Origin of the sequence: Paraburkholderia bengalensis (genome assembly GCF_037126505.1) — a bacterium.
GTDB lineage: Bacteria > Pseudomonadota > Gammaproteobacteria > Burkholderiales > Burkholderiaceae > Paraburkholderia > Paraburkholderia bengalensis.
In genome coordinates this window covers 1-18,161 of record NZ_JACFYJ010000134.1, presented here as the reverse complement: position 1 = coordinate 18,161, position 18,161 = coordinate 1, and the positions used below count along the sequence as shown (strand labels likewise).

Genomic DNA, 18,161 nt, shown 5'->3' with positions numbered 1-18,161 from the left:
AGGTGCCGCCCCGCACAGGGGTAACGCCTGCGCCGCGAGGCGCCATCGCGGATGCCCGCGCAAAGGGCAAACACACACCGGCAACGCCCGCGCCGCGAAGGCGCAACGCGGATGCCCACGCAAAGGGCAAGCGCCAAAGGCGAAACCCAGCCCCCGAGCGCTAGAATGCTGCCATCGGAAAACCCCACCACGGGCCACCAGCGCCCGCCAAGTCCGGAACGGATGAAAAGCAATGCGCATACTTCTCGTTGAAGACGACCGCATGATCGCTGAAGGCGTGCGCAAGGCGCTGCGCGGCGACGGCTTCGCGGTCGACTGGGTGCAGGACGGCGAGTCCGCGTTGAACGCGGTCGCGGGCCAGCCGTACGATCTCGTGCTGCTCGATCTCGGCTTGCCCAAGCGCGACGGCCTCGATGTGCTGCGCACGCTGCGCGCCCGCGGCAACCCATTGCCCGTGCTGATCGTCACCGCGCGCGACGCCGTCGCGGATCGCGTCAAAGGACTCGATGCCGGCGCCGACGATTACCTCGTCAAGCCGTTCGATCTCGACGAACTCGGCGCGCGGATGCGCGCGCTGATCCGCCGGCAGTCCGGACGCAGCGAATCGACCATTCGCCACGGCAATCTCACGCTCGATCCCGCCTCGCATCAGGTGACGCTCGACGGCGCGCCCGTCGCACTGTCCGCCCGCGAGTTCGCGCTGCTCGCCGCGTTGCTCGCCCGGCCGGGCGCGGTGCTGTCGAAGAGCCAGCTCGAAGAAAAGATGTACGGCTGGGGCGAGGAGATCGGCAGCAACACCGTCGAGGTCTACATCCACGCGCTGCGCAAGAAGCTCGGCGCGGAGCTGATCCGAAACGTGCGCGGTCTCGGCTACATGATCGCGAAGGAAACCTGACAGGATGCGTTCGATTCGCCGTCAATTGCTGTTCTGGCTGCTCGCCATCGTGTTGCTCGGCGTCGGCATCGCGGGCTGGCTGATCTACCGGCAGGCGCTCGCCGAAGCCAACGAACTGTTCGATTACCAGTTGCAGGAAATCGCCGCCGCGCTGCCCGCCGAGCCGTTCTCGCAGGTGCTCAGTTCGCGCGACACGGGCGACGAAGGCATCGTGCTGCAGATCTGGAACCGCAACGGCGTGCTGATGTACTACTCGCATCCGCGCGCGCCGCTCGCGCCGCGCGCCGAACTCGGCTTTTCGACGGAACGCACGGAGCGCGGCGACTGGCGCGTGTATGGCGCGATCGTCGGCGATAACGTCGTGCAGCTCGCGCAGCCGCTGTCCGTGCGCAACCGGCTCGCCGCGAACGTCGCGCTGCGCACGCTGTGGCCGCTGATCGTGCTGCTGCCGCTGATGGGCGTGGCCGTGTGGGGCGTCGTCGGGCGCGGGCTGGCGCCGCTGCGGCGCCTGACGGGCGCGCTCGACACGCGTCACCCGGAGGCGCTCGATCCCCTGCCCGACTCGCGTCTGCCGCTCGAAGTGCAGCCGCTCGTGCGCGCACTGAACGGCCTGCTCGAGCGGCTCGCCGTCGCGCTCGATACGCAAAAGGCCTTCGTCGCCGATGCCGCGCACGAATTGCGCACGCCGCTCGCGGCCGTGCAGATCCAGTCGCAACTAGTCGCGCGCGCACACGACGAAGCCGAGCGCAGCGAAGCGCTGCGCGATCTGCAGGCAGGCGTCACGCGCGCGACGCGCCTTGCCGAACAACTGCTCGCGCTCGCGCGCTCCGAACCGGACGGCCACGCGGCAACAGGCACCGTCGATCTGAACGCCCTCGTGCACGAATGCGTGACGGCCTACCTGCCCCTCGCGCAGGAGCGCGGCGTCGATCTCGGCATCGAGGCAAGCGAGCCGGCCAGCGTCACGGGCGACACGGAAGCGCTGCGCGTGATGCTCAACAACCTGATCGACAACGCAACCAAGTACACGCCGGGAGGAGGGCGCGTCGACGTGTGCCTGCGCGTCGAAAACGGCAGGCCGCTCGTGCAGATCGCCGACAGCGGACCAGGCATTCCCGCCGCGGAGCGCGGGCGCGTGTTCGACCGTTTCTATCGCGTCGGCGCGGGCGCGAACCGCGCGCGCACCGATGTCGCGGGCAGCGGCCTGGGGCTCGCCATCGTGCGCCGCATCGCGCTTCAGCATCACGCCAGCGTCACGCTCGACGATGCGCCCGCCGGCGGTTTGCAAGTCACCGTGCGCTTCTGAACCGGCCGCGGGGAAAGGCTTTTCGCAAGGCTTTCATCGCGTCGGCGTTGTTTAAGATTGATTTAAGCGACGCCACGTACTCTTTGACTCATCGAAGAGTCAACTCTCCCAATCAGGAGTACACGATGAAAGCAAAAATGCTAACCCGTAGCGCCGTCGCCGCGGCTGTCGTTATCGCATTGTCGGCGGGTTATGTGGCTGGCCATCACAACGTGTCCGCGCCCCAGGTGATTTCGCCGGCGGCTGCCGCGATGATGCCCGCGGAGGCCGCTGCGAAGACGGGCATTCCCGATTTCTCGGGGCTCGTCGAAACGTACGGGCCGGCCGTCGTGAACATCAGCGCGAAGCACGTGGTCAAGCAGGCGGCGATGCGCGGCGGCAATAACAGCGGCCAGCTCCCGATCGATCCGAGCGATCCGTTCTACCAGTTCTATCGTCACTTCTTCGGCCAGATGCCGGGCGGACAGGGTGGCCCCGGCGGCCCGAACGGCAGCGACGACGGCGACCGCCCGAGCGCGAGCCTCGGCTCCGGCTTCATCATCAGCAGCGACGGCTACGTGCTGACCAACGCGCACGTCGTCGACGGCGCGAACGTCGTCACCGTCAAGCTCACCGACAAGCGCGAATACAAGGCGAAAGTGGTCGGCGCGGACAAGCAGTCGGACGTCGCGGTGCTGAAGATCGACGCGAAGGATCTGCCGACCGTGAAGATCGGCGATCCGCGCGCCAGCAAGGTGGGCCAGTGGGTCGTCGCGATCGGCTCGCCGTACGGCTTCGACAACACGGTGACGTCGGGCATCATCAGCGCGAAGTCGCGCTCGCTGCCGGACGAGAACTACACGCCGTTCATCCAGACGGACGTGCCCGTGAATCCGGGTAACTCGGGCGGCCCGCTGTTCAATCTGCAAGGCGAAGTGATCGGCATCAACTCGATGATCTATTCGCAGACGGGCGGCTTCCAGGGACTTTCGTTCGCTATCCCGATCAACGAGGCGATGAAGGTCAAGGACGATCTGGTGAAAACGGGCCACGTGGACCGCGGCCGTCTCGGCGTCGCCGTGCAGAGCGTGAACCAGACGCTCGCCGATTCGTTCGGCATGAAAAAGCCGCAAGGCGCGCTTGTCAGCTCCGTCGATCCGGGCGGTCCGGCCGCGAAGGCAGGCCTGCAGCCGGGCGACGTGATCCTGTCGGTGAACGGCATCGACGTGGCGGATTCGTCGGCGCTGCCGTCGCAGATCGCGGGCATCAAGCCGGGCACGCAAGCCGACGTCGAGGTGTGGCGCGACAAGGCGACCAAAAACCTGAAAGTGACGATCGGCTCGCTGGCGGACACGAAGGTCGCATCCAACGACAACGCCGGCCCCGCGCAGATGCAAGGGCGCCTCGGCGTGGCCGTGCGGCCGCTCACGCCGCAGGAAAAGAGCGGCGCGTCGGTGTCACACGGTTTGCTGGTGCAGGACGCGAGCGGCGCGGCCGCGAGCGCGGGCATCCAGCCGGGCGATGTGATCCTCGCCGTCAACGGCCGCCCGGTGTCGAACATCGAGCAGTTGAAGCAGGCCGTGTCGTCGGCGGGCAACAGCATTGCGTTGCTGATCCAGCGCGACAACTCGCAGATCTTCGTGCCCGTCGACCTCGGCTGAGGCAGGCGGCGGCAGAACCGGCGGGGCCGCGAGGCGACCGCCGGTAAAACCTGCCGCATGTGGAAAAATTGTCGATTGCAACCGGGCGCACGCAGCGTCCGGGAAAACGTACAGGCCCGATTTTCGGGCCTGTACCGCTTCTGCGACGCCGTCGGCCAATAGGCATATAGATTGCGTGCGGACTGTCGTCAGAACGCTTTGGGCTTGCCCCAAAAGGAGCCACGCTATGATCCATCGTCGTATCGTCGCCCGCGCCGTCACGGTTGCGGCTGCGGCTCTTCTCACGCTCGGGGTGTCGGGCGGCGCGTATGCGCAGCAATCGAACGGCGTCACGGGCGGCAGCACCACCGACGACACCAGCGCCGGCAACGCCAATGGCGGCGGCCTGCCTCAGGTGCAGCAGCAGGGCGACGTGTCGTTCACGTCCGGCGGCGTCGGCCTGGACGAATCCAAGGCGCTGCTCGCGGCGCAGAGCCAATGGCCGTTGTCGTTGCGCTTCACAGGGCCGGGCTCCGACTATCTCTCCGACGTCAAAGTGAAGATTCTCGACGCGCACGGCGGCAGCGTGCTCGATACCACGTCGCGCGGGCCGTACATGCTGGTCAAACTGCGCCCCGGCCGCTACACCGTGCATGCCGCGTACAAGGAGAGCGACCAGACCAAGCCCGTGACCATTCCGGCGAAGGGCACGGCCAAGGCCTCGTTCTATTGGGGTTCGCAGTAAGGGCTTCGCAGGCAGCAGATGCCGTCCGCGCGCTGGCACGCCGCGAACACGGGGCAGGACAACAGGGAGACACGCGGACGACGAGGCCGGCAACGCGAGGGCGCTGCGCTGCCGCAACAGATGCCGGGGATGGTACAGGGGCAGAGGGTGGCGCAGGGGGGGGCGGCGCAGGGCGGCGCGATGCGATGTCGCGAATCGACGCGAGGCGCTTACGCGAGCAGTTCGGCGACGGCAAGGTGAGCGCCGGACCCTCAACGCGTCACCGCTGGGACGGCCGCCGTCGGCGGAAACGCGTCCGGTTCACCCGGCAATCGGTAGCAACCCGATGCCAACGAACGTCGCGCAAGCCAGGCGCGTTTGGTCAATAATGAAGCCACGGACGCGTTCCGTGGCTTTCATCTTTGCAAGCCATCGCGTGACCGAGGGAGACGCGCTCCGCAGAATCACAACGAAGCGGCGCGTGCCACGGATGCCGGGCTGCCACATCAGCCGGGCGGCCGACCGGAGAGTGCGCGCATTTGCCTATCAGCGGAGCGGACGACATGAATGCCCCACCCAGCGGAAGCCCCGACAGCGCCGACAGCGACAGCGCGAGGCGAACTGGCGCGCCCGTCGATGCGGCGGGCGGTGCGCCAGCGCACAGCGGCGGCGGCGATGCGGACCCTACCATCACCATCACGGCCAACCGGCATCGCGTGCGGGTGATTCATCAGGGCGTGACGTTCGCGGACACGCAAGCCGCGCTGACGCTCAGCGAGAGCGGCTATCCCGATGTGTTCTACTTCCCGCGCGCCGACGTCAACATGGCGCGGCTCGTGCGTTCCGATCACAAGACGCACTGTCCGCACAAGGGAGAAGCGTCGTACTTCCACTTGCACACGGAAGACGAGACGATCGAGAACGTCGTGTGGAGTTATGAAAACCCATTCGAGCAGGTCAAGCGGATCGCCGGGTATCTTGCGTTTTTCGTGTCGCGTGTCGACCGCATCGATCAGACGTCCTGATCCCGCAGTCGCACGGTTATCGGGGAGGCTGTCATGGAATTGAACGACGCGTTGAGGGTGCCGCTGGCGCCGTCCGAAGTCTGGGACGCGCTGCAGGATCTCGCGTTGTTGCGCGCGAGTCTCGACAACTGCGAGTCGTTGCGCCGGCTCCAGGGCGGCGAATATCTGCTGACGATGACGGTGCCGCTCGGCCCGCTGCGCGCGCATTATCACATCCGCGCGCACGTCGCGAGCGAGGACGGCGGCAACAGCGCGAAGCCTCACCGGACGCTGAACTTCAAGGCGCGCGCGGAAGGCATCGGTGCGCTGCGCGGGCAGATCGACGTGTCGCTGCGCAATGACGATCATCTTCATCTGCCCGGCCGCGGGCCGAGCACGCGCATCGACTACTCGGTGTGGGCGACATCGACCGGGCCGCTCGCGCAGCTGCCCGCGCGCCAGATCGAAAACGCGCTGCACGAACTCGCCGACGATTTCTTCACCGAGTTTTGCGCCGTCGTCGAAGCGAAGCACGGCAAGCGGCCGAATCGCGCGGCGGGTACGCAAGGGCGCCGCCAGCACGTGTTTTTGCGGCCGATCAGCCTGTCGGGCGTCGCGCGCCGCGCGCGGCTGCACGACCATTCGCATGCGGGCACGCTGACGGGCCGCGCCGCGCATTCGCTGCTGCACGGCCTGCATCACGATCAGGAATCGCCTGTGCTGCCGCACTGGGCGTGGGGCGCGATGATTTTCTTCGTCGCGTTGCTGCTCTACGTCGCGCATTACTTCACGCAAGGCTGACGGCGCGCGGCGGGCGCGGCCTGCGTCCGGCGCGCTCGCCTCTGCCGCGGAAAGTCTCCTTCCCGTATCCGCTTCCTCCGGATCTTCGAAATTGCCGGGCGATGGCTGCACGCGCGAGCCTCCGTCGCCGCCCGCGTTATCCTTGTGAAGCGTCCCGTCCTTGCGAATTCGTTTATTCGTTTGGCCGCCGCCCGTCGCGCGGCGCACGAATAAACAACAATGCGCACATTGCGGCAGCACGCAACCGCCGCTCAACTTCGAAACGCTCAACGCCCACCATCGAGGAGCTTGCCATGTCGACGCCCCGTCGTGCCCTGATCGTCATCGATGTCCAGAACGAATACGTGACGGGCGATCTGCCCATCGAATATCCGGACGTGCAGATGTCGCTCGCGAACATCGGACGCGCGATCGACGCGGCGCGCACCGCGCAGATTCCCGTCGTCGTCGTGCAGAACTTCGCACCGCCGGGGTCACCCGTCTTCGCGCGCGGCGGCGAGGGCGCGGAACTGCACGCCGTGGTGGCGTCGCGCGAGTGGGATCATCATGTCGAGAAAGCGCTGCCGAGCGCATTCACGAACACCGATCTCGCCGCCTGGCTCGCCGAACGCAAGATCGACACGCTCACGGTGACGGGCTACATGACGCACAACTGCGATGCGTCGACGATCGTTCACGCGCTGCACATGGGGCTGGCCGTCGAGTTTCTGCACGACGCGACGGGCTCCGTTCCGTACGAGAACAGCGCGGGCTTTGCGAGCGCCGAGGACATTCACCGGGTGTTCAGTGTCGTGCTGCAGTCGCGATTTGCGGCCGTCGCGAGCACCCAGCAATGGATCGCGGCGGTCGAAGCAGGCGAGCCGCTGGAGCGCGGCTCGATCTACGCGTCGAATCAGAAGGCGCGCGCGAAGTCGGCTGCCTGACGGGACGAAAACACGCAGGACGGAAACAAGCGGACGGAAACAAGCGGACGCGAACAGCCGAACTGGAAGAGGCGAACCGGAAGTCCAAACGAGGGCGCGCAGTCCGCGATACGCGTCGCCCTCACGCCCCCATGCGCAGCGCCGGGCTGCGCAGCGCGTCGATCAGGCCATCGACCATTTGCCGCGCGTGCTGGCCGAAGTCGAACGCGTCGGGCACGAACAGCATGTCGCGCAATGACCCGCTGATGAACGCATGCACCATCGAGGCGGCCACGGGCACGTTCATATCGGCCGGCAATTGCCCTTTGGAAATCGCGTTGCGCATGCCCGCCTGAATGCTTGTCAGCGCCTCGCGCACGACGTTCTGATAGCGCGCCATCACCGGCCCCATCTCTTCGACGAACTCGCACTTGTGAAACAGGATGTCGAACACGCGCCGGCGATGCGGGTCGTTCGCCGTGTCGCGCAGGCACACGGTGCAAATATCGATCAGGCGGCCGAGGGGATCGGCCTCGTTCGGGTCGATCGATGCCGCCTTCAGTTCGTCGAGCGGCAGCAGCACGCGGTCGAACATTTCAGTGAACAGATCGCCCTTGTTGGCGAAATGCCAGTAGATCGCCCCGCGCGTGACGCCCGCCGTCTGCGCGATATCGGCCAGCGACGTGCGCGACACTCCCTTTTCGAAAAAGACCTGTTCTGCTGCATCGAGGATGCGGGTGCGCGTCTCCTGCGCTTCTTCCTTGGTTCGACGGACCATTCGTATGACCTGCGTGATGACGGGGTTTCCCCTGACGCTTTTAAACGCCGCCGATAACGAACATTTCTTGTGCCGGTTATTGCGCGAGGGATCTTGCGGGGAAAACGGTACTTACAGACTGGAACGCACTTTTACGTGCATTCATGAATGTATATATAATAGCACCCCATCGATCGGATGACTCATGTCTGAGTGAACGGTTAATATCCGTCACCGTTGACTTTTTCAAATAGCTTGCGCTGTCTCAATCACTGGACGGCGTCGTGCGGCATTTCCCGGGTTGGCGCATTTAGCGATGGCTGCACCGCAGGAAAAGCATTCGTGAGCGTCCGGTCAAGGCGTCGTGAGGCGCCACCGTGCGCAGCCTTCTCCGCAGAGAGATGCACGCACTTTTTCCTTCTCAGTCTTTGACAGAGGTCGCTCCATGCGCGTCGAACGGGTTCCATTCCGCTTACTCACTGCCGCGACGGCTGCCGTAATGCTGGCAGCGTGCGGACAAAAACAATCAGCACCTCCGCCTCAAACGCCCGAAGTCGGTATCGTCACGGTCCAGCCGCAGCCGGTGCCCGTCGTCACGGAACTCCCGGGCCGCACCAGCGCGTTCCTCGTCGCGCAGGTGCGCGCGCGGGTCGACGGCATCGTGCTGCGTCGTGAATTCACGGAAGGCACGCAGGTCAAGGCCGGCCAGCGTCTGTACAAGATCGACCCGGCGCCGTACATCGCCACGCTGAACAATGCAAAGGCGGCGCTCGCGAAGGCGCAGGCGAACCTCGCGTCGACCACCGCGCAAGCCAACCGCTACAAGGTGCTGGTGGCCGCGAACGCGGTCTCGAAGCAGGACTACGACAACGCCGTGGCCGCTCAAGGCCAGGCCGTCGCCGACGTGGCGGCGGGCAAGGCCGCTGTCGATACCGCGCAGATCAACCTCGGCTATACGGATGTCGTGTCGCCCGTGACGGGCCAGGTCGGTATTTCGCAGGTGACGCCGGGCGCCTATGTGCAGGCGAGCCAGGCGACGCTGATGTCGACCGTGCAGCAGCTCGATCCCGTGTATGTCGACGTCACGCAGTCGAGCCTCGCGGGCTTGAAGCTGCGTCGCGACATCCAGCAGGGCCGTCTGGTGACGGCGGGCCCGAACGCCGCGAAGGTCGAGCTGATTCTCGAAGACGGCCGTGTCTATTCGGAGAAGGGCAAGCTGCAGTTCACCGACGTGACCGTCGACCAGACCACGGGCTCCGTGACGATCCGCGCGATCTTCCCGAACAAGGACCACGTGCTGCTGCCGGGCATGTTCGTGCGCGCGCGCATCGAGGAAGGCATGAACGACCACGCGCTGCTCGTGCCGCAAGTGGGCGTCACGCACGACCAGAAGGGCCAGCCGACGGCGCTCGTGCTCGGCAAGGACGACAAGGTCGAACTGCGCACGCTGCAGACCTCCGCCACCTATGGCCAGTACTGGGTCGTCGAAGGCGGCCTGAATGCGGGCGATCGCGTGATCGTGCAGGGCACCGACAAGGTCCGTCCCGGCGCGCAGGCGAAGGGCGTGCCGGCGCAGTTGCCGCCGGCGCCCGCCGCGTCGGATGCAGCGGCGCAGAGCTCGCCGGCCAGCGGCGCGGCCGCCGCCTCCGCTGCATCGGGCGCGTAATCAAAGGGAGCCTGCTTCATGGCAAAGTTTTTTATCGATCGCCCGATCTTCGCGTGGGTGATCGCCATCATTCTGATGCTGGCGGGTCTGGCGTCGATCTTCACGCTGCCCGTCGCGCAATATCCGACCATCGCGCCGCCGGCCGTGCAGATCAGCGCCACGTATCCGGGCGCTTCGGCGAAAACGGTTGAAAATACCGTCACGCAGGTGATCGAGCAGCAGATGAGCGGCCTCGACCACCTGCTGTATCTGTCGTCGACGTCTGACGACTCGGGTACGGCCACGATCACGCTGACCTTCGCGGCGGGCACCAACCCCGACATCGCGCAAGTGCAGGTGCAGAACAAGCTGCAACTCGCCACGCCGTTGCTGCCGCAGGTCGTGCAGCAACTGGGCACGAAGGTGACCAAGTCGAGCAGCAGCTTCCTGCTGGTGCTGGCGTTCGTGTCGACGGACGGCAGCATGAGCAAGTACGACCTCGCGAACTACGTCGCGTCGAACGTGCAGGACCCCGTCAGCCGTATCGACGGCGTGGGTACCGTCACGCTGTTCGGCTCGCAGTACGCGATGCGGATCTGGCTCGACGCGCACAAGCTGACCAACTATGGCCTCACGCCCGTCGACGTCGAAACCGCGTTGCAGGCGCAGAACGTCCAGGTAGCGGGCGGCTCGCTCGGCGGCACGCCGTCCATTCCCGGCCAGTTGCTGCAGGCAACCATTAGCGAGGCGACGCTGCTGCAGACGCCCGAGCAGTTCGGCAACGTGCTGCTGAAGGTCAACCAGGACGGCTCGCAGGTGCGCATCAAGGACGTGGCGCGCATCGAACTCGGCGGCGAAAACTACAACTTCGACACCAAGTACAACGGCCAGCCCACTGCCGGCTTCGGTATCCAGCTGGCGACGGGCGCGAACGCGCTGGCCACCGCGAAGGCCGTGCGCGACAAGATCGACCAGTTGTCGAAGTACTTCCCGCACGGTCTCGTCGTGAAGTACCCGTACGACACGACGCCGTTCGTGCGCCTGTCCATTGAGGAAGTGGTCAAGACGCTGCTCGAAGGTATCGTGCTGGTGTTCCTGGTCATGTACCTGTTCCTGCAGAACCTGCGCGCCACGCTGATCCCGACGATCGCGGTGCCCGTGGTGCTGCTGGGCACGTTCGCGATCATGAGCGCGGTCGGCTTCTCGATCAACGTGCTGTCGATGTTCGGTCTCGTGCTCGCCATCGGCCTGCTGGTGGACGATGCGATCGTGGTGGTGGAAAACGTCGAGCGCGTGATGTCCGAAGAAGGGCTGTCGCCGCGCGAGGCAACCCGTAAGGCGATGGACCAGATCACGGGCGCGCTGATCGGCGTGGCGCTGGTGCTGTCCGCCGTGTTCGTGCCCGTGGCGTTCTCGGGCGGCTCGGTCGGCGCGATCTACCGGCAGTTCTCGCTGACTATCGTGGCCGCCATGGTGCTGTCCGTGCTGGTCGCGTTGATTCTGACGCCGGCGCTGTGCGCGACGATCCTCAAGCCGATTCCGCAGGGCCATCACGAAGAGAAGAAGGGCTTCTTCGGCTGGTTCAACCGGACCTTCGACAAGAGCCGCGACAAGTATCATGCGGGCGTGCATCACGTGATCAGGCGCTCGGGCCGCTGGCTCATCATCTATCTGGTGGTGATCGTCGCCGTCGGTCTGCTGTTCGTGCGTCTGCCGAAGTCGTTCCTGCCGGACGAAGACCAGGGCACGATGTTCGTGCTGGTGCAGACGCCGTCGGGCTCGACGCAGGAAACCACGGCGCGCGCGCTGAAGGACATCTCCGACTGGCTGCTGACCGACGAGAAATCGATCATCGAGTCGACCTTCACGGTGAACGGCTTCAGCTTCGCGGGCCGCGGCCAGAATGCGGGTCTCGTGTTCGTGCGGATGAAGGACTACGCGGAGCGCCAGCATTCGGACCAGAAGGTGCAGGCGCTGGTGCGGCGGATGTACATGCACTTCGCGGGCTACAAGAACGCGGTCGTGTTCCCTGTCAATCCGCCGTCCATTCCTGAACTCGGCACGGCGTCGGGCTTCGACTTCGAGCTGCAGGACCGCGCGGGTCTCGGCCACGAAAAGCTGATGGCCGCGCGCAATCAGCTACTCGGCATGGCCGCGAAAGACCCGATGCTTGCGCAGGTGCGTCCGAACGGCCTGAACGACACGCCGCAGTTCAAGGTGTCGATCGATCAGGAAAAGGCGGCGGCGCAGGGCGTGAACCTCGCGACGATCGACCAGACGTTCTCGATCGCGTGGGCGTCGGCGTACGTCAACAACTTCCTCGATACCGACAGCCGGATCAAGAAGGTGTACCTGCAAGGCGACGCGCCGTTCCGCATGACGCCGGAGAACCTGAGCGACTGGTACGTGCGCAACTCGGCGGGCAGCATGGTGCCGTTCTCGTCGTTCGCGAGCGGTAAGTGGACCTATGGTTCGCCGAAGCTCGAGCGCTACAACGGTATCTCGGCCGTCGAAATCCAGGGCCAGGCGTCGCCGGGCAAGTCGACGGGCCAGGCAATGACGGCAATGGAAGCGCTCGCGGCGAAGCTGCCGGCGGGTATCGGCTACGAATGGACGGGTCTGTCGTTCCAGGAGCGCCAGTCCGGTTCGCAGGCGCCGATCCTGTACGGCATCTCGATCCTCGTCGTGTTCCTCTGTCTCGCGGCGCTGTATGAAAGCTGGTCGATCCCGTTCTCGGTGATCATGGTGGTGCCGCTCGGCGTGCTGGGCGCGCTGCTGGCCGCGACGCTGCGCGGGCTCGAAAACGACGTGTTCTTCCAGGTGGGTCTGCTGACCACCGTCGGTCTGTCCGCGAAGAATGCGATTCTGATCGTCGAATTCGCGCGCGAGCTGCAGCAGGGCGAGGGCATGGGGCCGGTGGAAGCCGCGCTCGAGGCAGCTCGCTTGCGGCTGCGCCCCATTCTGATGACGTCGCTCGCGTTCATTCTCGGCGTGCTGCCGCTCGCAATCAGCAACGGCGCGGGTTCGGCAAGCCAGCACGCGATCGGCACGGGCGTCATCGGCGGCATGTTGACGGCGACCTTCCTCGCGATTTTCATGATCCCGATGTTCTTCGTCGTGATTCGCGCGAAGTTCACCGGCGACAAGGAAGACCCGGACGAAGCGATGAAGCACTATAACGAGCACCATCCGCATGACCCGCAGGGCGGCAGCGGCTCGGGAAACGCCAGCTGAGGACATTGAGATGCTTAAGTATTCTTTGATGGCAGTGGCCGTCGCGGTGTTCGCCGCGGGCTGCACGATGGAGCCGAAGTACCACCAGCCGGCCGCGCCCGTCTCGGGCGCGTTCCCGAGCGACGGCGTCTACGCGACGCAACCCGCGCCCGGCGCGGGCGCGCGCACGGCGAACGGGCAGGCGGCCGTCGATATCGGCTGGCGCGACTTCTTCGTCGATCAGCGCCTGCAACAGCTGATCGAGATCGCGCTGAAGAACAACCGCGATCTGCGCGTGTCGGTGCTGAACATCGAGGCTTCGCGCGCGCAGTACCAGATCGTGCGCGCGGCGCTGATGCCGACCATCGATGCGGCCGCTTCGCAGTCGAAGTCGCGTACGCCGAAAAACCTGTCGTTCCTCGACCGGACGATTTCCAACGAGTACTCGGTCGGATTGAATGCGTCGTGGGAAATCGACTTCTTCGGCCGCATCCGCAGCCTGAAGGATCAGGCGTTGGCGCAGTATCTGGCGACGGCGCAGGCGCGCAAGGCGGCGGAAATCGCGCTGGTCGCGTCGGTGGCGGATCAGTACTTGACGTTGCTCGCCTTTGACGATCTGTTGAAGGTCACGCAGGACACACTGAAGACTGCGCAAGAGTCCTATCGCATCACAAAGCTGCAGTACGAGACGGGCACGGGTTCTGAACTCGACCTGCGTCAGGCTGAGACTGTGGTCGAGCAGGCCAATGCGAATCTGCAATCGCAGGCGCGTCTGCGCGCTCAGGCTGAGAATGCGCTCGTTCTGCTGATCGGCGAGCCGTTGCCGGCCGATCTGCCGGGCGGTCTTGCGCTCGACAACCAGGATCTGCTGACCGACATTCCGGCTGGCCTGCCGTCGGATCTGCTCACGCGCCGTCCCGACATCATGGAGGCCGAGCAGAACCTGCTGGCCGCCAATGCGAATATCGGCGCGGCGCGCGCGGCGTTTTTCCCGCGTGTGTCGCTGACGGGCAGCTTCGGCACGTTGAGCCCGACGCTTGGCGGACTGTTCAAGCCGGGCTCGGCGGCGTGGAGCTTTGCGCCGCAAATCACGCTGCCGATCTTCACAGGGGGCGAGAACAAGGCGAACCTCGATCTCGCGAACGTGCAGAAGAACATCCAGGTCGCGCAGTACGAGAAAGCGATCCAGACGGCGTTCCGTGAAGTGGCAGACGGACTTGCCGCCCGCGGCACGTACGATCAGGAGATCAGGGCGCTCGAACGCAATACGTTCGCGGAACAGCGCCGTCTCGATCTGTCTGATCTGCGCTACCGGAACGGCGTCGACAGCTATCTCGCCGTGTTGACGGCTCAGACTGCTCTGTATTCGTCTCAGCAATCGCTGATTACGGCTCGGATGGAGCGCCTGACCAACCTGGTCGATCTGTACAAGGCGCTGGGTGGCGGCTGGATCGAGCGCGCAGGCGAGCAGCCGCGTCCCGCCGACGCACCTGTCGACTACGGCGCGGGCAGCGCGCCCGTAGCGGCTTCGGCGGCGACGTCGGGCTGATCGGGCTGGCCCGACAGCCGCTTTCTACTCCGCTAACGAAACGCCACGGCATGCCGTGGCGTTTTTTTTTGTGGGCGACTTCCGTACCTTCAGACCCTTGTCCAGATGGCTAATTAAGTTGTCCGGATGATTTTGGCCAATGACGAAAGCGTGCGCAAGGCAAGGTGCTCGCGCACGCCGGTTGTGATGACGGTGTCGTGGAATCAATGCATGTCGGCGGCGCGCAGCATTTCGTCGCCGGCAATGCCGTCGTCCTTGCTGCCGCGTCCGTCGAAGTCGTGGCCGGCGCGGCGAATATCGCGAGTCGCGGCACGTTCGCCCTTCACGCCGTTGAAGATCAGGTTCAGCACAACGGCCGAAACCGACGCCAGCAGAATGCCGCTATGCAACAACGGCGACAGCGCGGCCGGCAGTCTCGCGAAGAAGTGCGGCGAGACCACGGGCACGAGGCCCAGCCCAATGCTGACCGCGACGATGAAGAGGTTGTGATGGTTCTTCACGAAATCCACTTTCGACAGCACCTTGATGCCGTTCGCGGCGACCATGCCGAACATCACGATGCCCGCGCCGCCCAGAACGAAGGCGGGCACGGAGGCGACCACTTGCGCCATTTTCGGGAACAGTCCCAGCAATACGAGAATCACGCCGCCCGTCGCGCAGACAAAGCGGCTCTTGACGCCCGTCACGCCAATCAACCCGACGTTCTGCGAGAAAGAGGTGTGCGGGAACGAGTTGAAGATGCCGCCTATCAATGTGCCGAGGCCGTCCACGCGCAGGCCGCGCACGAGCGTCTTCTGGTCGACGGGACGCTCCACCATGTCGCCGACAGCGAGGAACATCCCCGTCGATTCGATGAACGTGACGAACATCACGGTGACCATCGTCGCGATCGACAGCGGGTCGAAGTGCGGCAGGCCGAACTGGAACGGCATCACGAAGCCGACCCACGGTGCATGCGTCACGCCGTCCATGTTCACACGCCCAAGCAGCGCCGCGATCACGAAACCCGCAACAATGCCGAGCAGCACCGAGATGTTCGAGATGAATCCCTTGCCGAACTTGTTGATGAGCAGAATCAGCGTGAGCACGAGGAGCGACAGGCCGAGATAGACGGGGTTGCCGTAATCCGGATTGCCCACGCCCCCTGCCGCCCAGTTGATGCCGACTTCCATCAGCGAAAGTCCGATCACCGAAATCACCACGCCCACCACGACAGGTGGAAAGAAGCGCAGCATCTTGCCGATCATCGGTGCGGCCACGATGCCGATCACACCTGCCGCGATCGTCGAGCCGAAGATGTCGAGTATGCCGAGGCTCGGATTCGTGCCGATCGCGATCATCGGGCCGACGGCAGCGAACGTGCAGCCCATGATGACGGGCAAACGGATGCCGAAAATCCACAGCCCGAGGGTCTGGATCAACGTGGCGATCCCGCACGAAAAAAGGTCGGCGCTGATGAGAAACGCGACCTGCTCTTTCGGCAGTTTGAGCGCACTGCCGATAATCAGCGGTACGGCAACGGCGCCCGCGTACATCACCAGTACGTGCTGAATGCCGAGCGTCAGCAACTGGCCGAAGGGCAGTCGCTCGTCGCACGGATGAACCGTGTTCGCGTGCATCTTGTCTCTCTCCACATCTCGTTTTGGGATGCCTCCAAGGTATGCGGGACGAAAAACGGCGACAAGACCACGCGTTTCTATATCAACCTTTGCCGTGACGATATGCGTGAACCAGATTTGGAACGCGCATGTCATGCTTGATCGGGCGAACTCGCCGCGAGCCCTTGTCGCACGGTGCGATGCGGGATGTTCATCAATGCGGCGCCGAGAATGGACGTATGCGTGCCCATATGATGTGTATTGCCGATCGCACATAATGCATTTTCGCGCTGCACCTGGCCGGGGGCGGGTTAACCCGCGTCGAACGCGCATCGCGTGTAAAAATGCACGTTCGCTGTCCCGTCGCGCGCGCGTGGCGTGCGGCGATACCCAACGATAGCTTCCAACCCGAATTCAACGCATCGCATTCATGTCTTTTCTTGGCATCGACCTTGGCACCGGTTCACTGAAACTCGCGATCATCGACGAAGAAGGTCGCGAGCAATGCGCGACGAGCGTCGCCTATGCAATCGATACGCCGCAACCCGGCTGGGCGGAAATCGATCCGCAGATCTGGTGGCGCGCGCTGTGCGAAGCGGCTGCGCGGCTGCCGGACGCGCAGCGCGGCGCGGTTCGCGCCATCGGCTTTTCCGGCCAGATGCACGGCATCGTCCTGAGCGACGCGCACGGCGAGCCCGTGCGTCCGGCGATGCTGTGGCCCGACACGCGCGCGGTATCGCTGCTCGACGCATGGCCCGACCCGCAGCCCAACCCGGTCGCGCCGGGCATGGCGGGTCCGTTGCTGCGCTGGATCGCGCTTCGTGAACCGCAGTCGTTGCGCGCGGCGCGTTGGGCGTTGCAGCCGAAAGACTGGCTGCGCGTCAGGCTCGGCGGCGCGACGGCCACCGATCCATCGGATGCCTGCGCCACAGCGCTTGCCGATCCGGCGGGCAACTGGGATCGCGAACTGCTCGCGCGGCTCGGATTGCCGGGCGAATGGTTCGCGCCGCTTGCACTGTCGTACGCGGCGGGCGGCACGCTATCCGGCGAAGCCGCGCGCGCGCTCGGCTTGCGCGCCGGCATCGTGCTCGCAACGGGCGCCGGCGACACGCCGTGCGCGGCGCTCGGCAGCGGCCTGTCCCGCGACGGCGACGCGTTGCTGACCACGGGCACGGGCGGTCAGATCGTCGTGCTCGCCACGCAAGAGCCCGACGCGGCGCGCGGGCTGCATCGCTACCGCGCGGCGACGGATCACTGGTATCGGATGGCGGCGATGCAGAACGTTGGCGTCGCGCTGGAAGCCGTGCGCGGCTGGCTGTCGTATGAATGGCATGACGCCTATCGCGATGCGTTCGAAGCCGATGCCGTTTCGGGGCTCGCGTTTCTGCCGTATCTGACGGGCGAGCGCACGCCCTGGCTCAATCCCGCCGCGCGTGGCGGATGGCTCGGCCTCGCGCTCGGCACGTCGCGCGGTGCGATGATGCGCGCGGCATTCGAAGGCGTCGCGTTTTCGCTGCGCGCGGGGCTAGACGCCATTCGCCAAAGCGGCGCGCGCGTGCCGGTGTTGCGTCTGGCCGGCGGCGGTTCGGTCGATCCGCGCTGGCGTCAGTTGCTCGCCGATGCGCTCGATGCGGAGCTGCACGCCGTCGATTGCCCGAATGCGGCGGCGCGCGGCGCGGCGATACTCGGCGGGCTCGCGGCGGGTCATTGGCATGCAGGCGATCTCGCCGCGCTTGCCCCCACCGCGACGCGCGCCGCCGAACCGCACAGCAATCCGGCACTCGCATCACGTTATGCGCGCTTTCTCGATCTGTATGGGCGCGTCGAACCGTGGTTCGCGCCGTCATGACGGGCGTTTTACGCGCCGTCGCCTGAGGACAAGCGCGCGGCGCGGCATGCCATTCGCGCGCCACGCGTTTGCGCGATGATGTCGGGAGCGCCGCGCGCGAACATGAGCGTCAATCCGGGCCGCAAGTGATGTCAGCCGCCGCGGACCGACGCAGAGAACAGCACCACGCAACAGGTTTCAGAACCAAAGGAGCATTCACGATGAAAACGAAAGCAGCAATCGCATGGAAGGCCGGCGCACCGTTGACGATCGAAGAAGTCGACCTCGAAGGGCCGCGCGCGGGTGAAGTGCTGATCGAA

General features: G+C 65.4%; 13 protein-coding genes and 1 pseudogene. 12 read left to right on the top strand and 2 right to left on the bottom strand.

Features of this window, described 5'->3' with window-relative positions; translation table 11 throughout:
- Nucleotides 1–232 precede the first annotated feature (232 nt).
- The 7 genes from H3V53_RS39140 to H3V53_RS39110 all read left to right on the top strand — a co-directional run bounded on the left by H3V53_RS39140 (nucleotide 233) and on the right by H3V53_RS39110 (nucleotide 7,272).
- On the top strand, nucleotides 233–895 hold the full coding sequence (locus H3V53_RS39140; RefSeq protein ID WP_054917080.1) for a response regulator: 663 nt from the start codon (nucleotides 233–235) through the stop codon (nucleotides 893–895).
- Nucleotides 896–899: 4 nt separating this feature from the next.
- Nucleotides 900–2,201 carry an ATP-binding protein gene (locus tag H3V53_RS39135; RefSeq protein ID WP_336602405.1) on the top strand — a complete coding sequence of 434 codons (1,302 nt, stop codon included), beginning with the start codon at nucleotides 900–902 and terminating at the stop codon, nucleotides 2,199–2,201.
- 125 nt (nucleotides 2,202–2,326) lie between these two features.
- A complete protein-coding gene (locus H3V53_RS39130) occupies nucleotides 2,327–3,841 on the top strand; it encodes a DegQ family serine endoprotease (RefSeq protein WP_336602404.1) in 1,515 nt (504 codons plus the stop codon).
- Nucleotides 3,842–4,067: 226 nt separating this feature from the next.
- Nucleotides 4,068–4,565, top strand: coding sequence for a carboxypeptidase regulatory-like domain-containing protein (locus tag H3V53_RS39125; RefSeq protein WP_336602403.1), 498 nt, complete (start codon nucleotides 4,068–4,070; stop codon nucleotides 4,563–4,565).
- Nucleotides 4,566–5,107: 542 nt separating this feature from the next.
- On the top strand, nucleotides 5,108–5,569 hold the full coding sequence (locus H3V53_RS39120) for a DUF427 domain-containing protein (protein ID WP_336602402.1): 462 nt from the start codon (nucleotides 5,108–5,110) through the stop codon (nucleotides 5,567–5,569).
- Nucleotides 5,570–5,602: 33 nt separating this feature from the next.
- The gene (locus H3V53_RS39115) at nucleotides 5,603–6,349 is read left to right on the top strand and encodes an SRPBCC domain-containing protein (RefSeq protein ID WP_054917064.1); all 747 of its coding nucleotides are present in this window, start codon (nucleotides 5,603–5,605) and stop codon (nucleotides 6,347–6,349) included.
- A gap of 293 nt (nucleotides 6,350–6,642) precedes the next feature.
- On the top strand, nucleotides 6,643–7,272 hold the full coding sequence (locus tag H3V53_RS39110; protein ID WP_336602401.1) for a cysteine hydrolase family protein: 630 nt from the start codon (nucleotides 6,643–6,645) through the stop codon (nucleotides 7,270–7,272).
- Between the two features lie 121 nt (nucleotides 7,273–7,393).
- Here the strand turns inward: H3V53_RS39110 and H3V53_RS39105 are convergent, their stop codons facing one another.
- Nucleotides 7,394–8,029, bottom strand: coding sequence for a TetR family transcriptional regulator (locus H3V53_RS39105; protein WP_336602400.1), 636 nt, complete (start codon nucleotides 8,027–8,029; stop codon nucleotides 7,394–7,396).
- Between the two features lie 424 nt (nucleotides 8,030–8,453).
- Between H3V53_RS39105 and H3V53_RS39100 the strand changes: the two genes are divergently transcribed.
- From H3V53_RS39100 to H3V53_RS39090, 3 genes are read left to right on the top strand one after another with little or no spacing between them, the layout of a single operon-like run.
- Nucleotides 8,454–9,674: an efflux RND transporter periplasmic adaptor subunit gene (locus H3V53_RS39100; RefSeq protein ID WP_336602399.1), complete on the top strand. Its 1,221-nt coding sequence runs from the start codon at nucleotides 8,454–8,456 to the stop codon at nucleotides 9,672–9,674.
- Nucleotides 9,675–9,692: 18 nt separating this feature from the next.
- Nucleotides 9,693–12,887 (top strand): efflux RND transporter permease subunit, encoded by a 3,195-nt coding sequence (locus H3V53_RS39095; RefSeq protein WP_054917056.1) that lies wholly within the window; start codon nucleotides 9,693–9,695, stop codon nucleotides 12,885–12,887.
- Between the two features lie 10 nt (nucleotides 12,888–12,897).
- Complete coding sequence (locus H3V53_RS39090; RefSeq protein ID WP_336602398.1) at nucleotides 12,898–14,415, top strand: efflux transporter outer membrane subunit; 1,518 nt, start codon at nucleotides 12,898–12,900, stop codon at nucleotides 14,413–14,415.
- Between the two features lie 203 nt (nucleotides 14,416–14,618).
- On the opposite strand, the gene H3V53_RS39085 is transcribed toward H3V53_RS39090, so the two are convergent.
- A complete protein-coding gene (locus H3V53_RS39085; RefSeq protein WP_054917072.1) occupies nucleotides 14,619–16,034 on the bottom strand; it encodes a solute carrier family 23 protein in 1,416 nt (471 codons plus the stop codon).
- Nucleotides 16,035–16,443: 409 nt separating this feature from the next.
- On the opposite strand from H3V53_RS39085, the gene H3V53_RS39080 reads away from it, so the two are divergent.
- A complete protein-coding gene (locus tag H3V53_RS39080) occupies nucleotides 16,444–17,862 on the top strand; it encodes a xylulokinase (RefSeq protein ID WP_336602397.1) in 1,419 nt (472 codons plus the stop codon).
- A gap of 200 nt (nucleotides 17,863–18,062) precedes the next feature.
- Nucleotides 18,063–18,161, top strand: a pseudogene (locus tag H3V53_RS39075) (zinc-binding alcohol dehydrogenase); the annotation flags it as partial.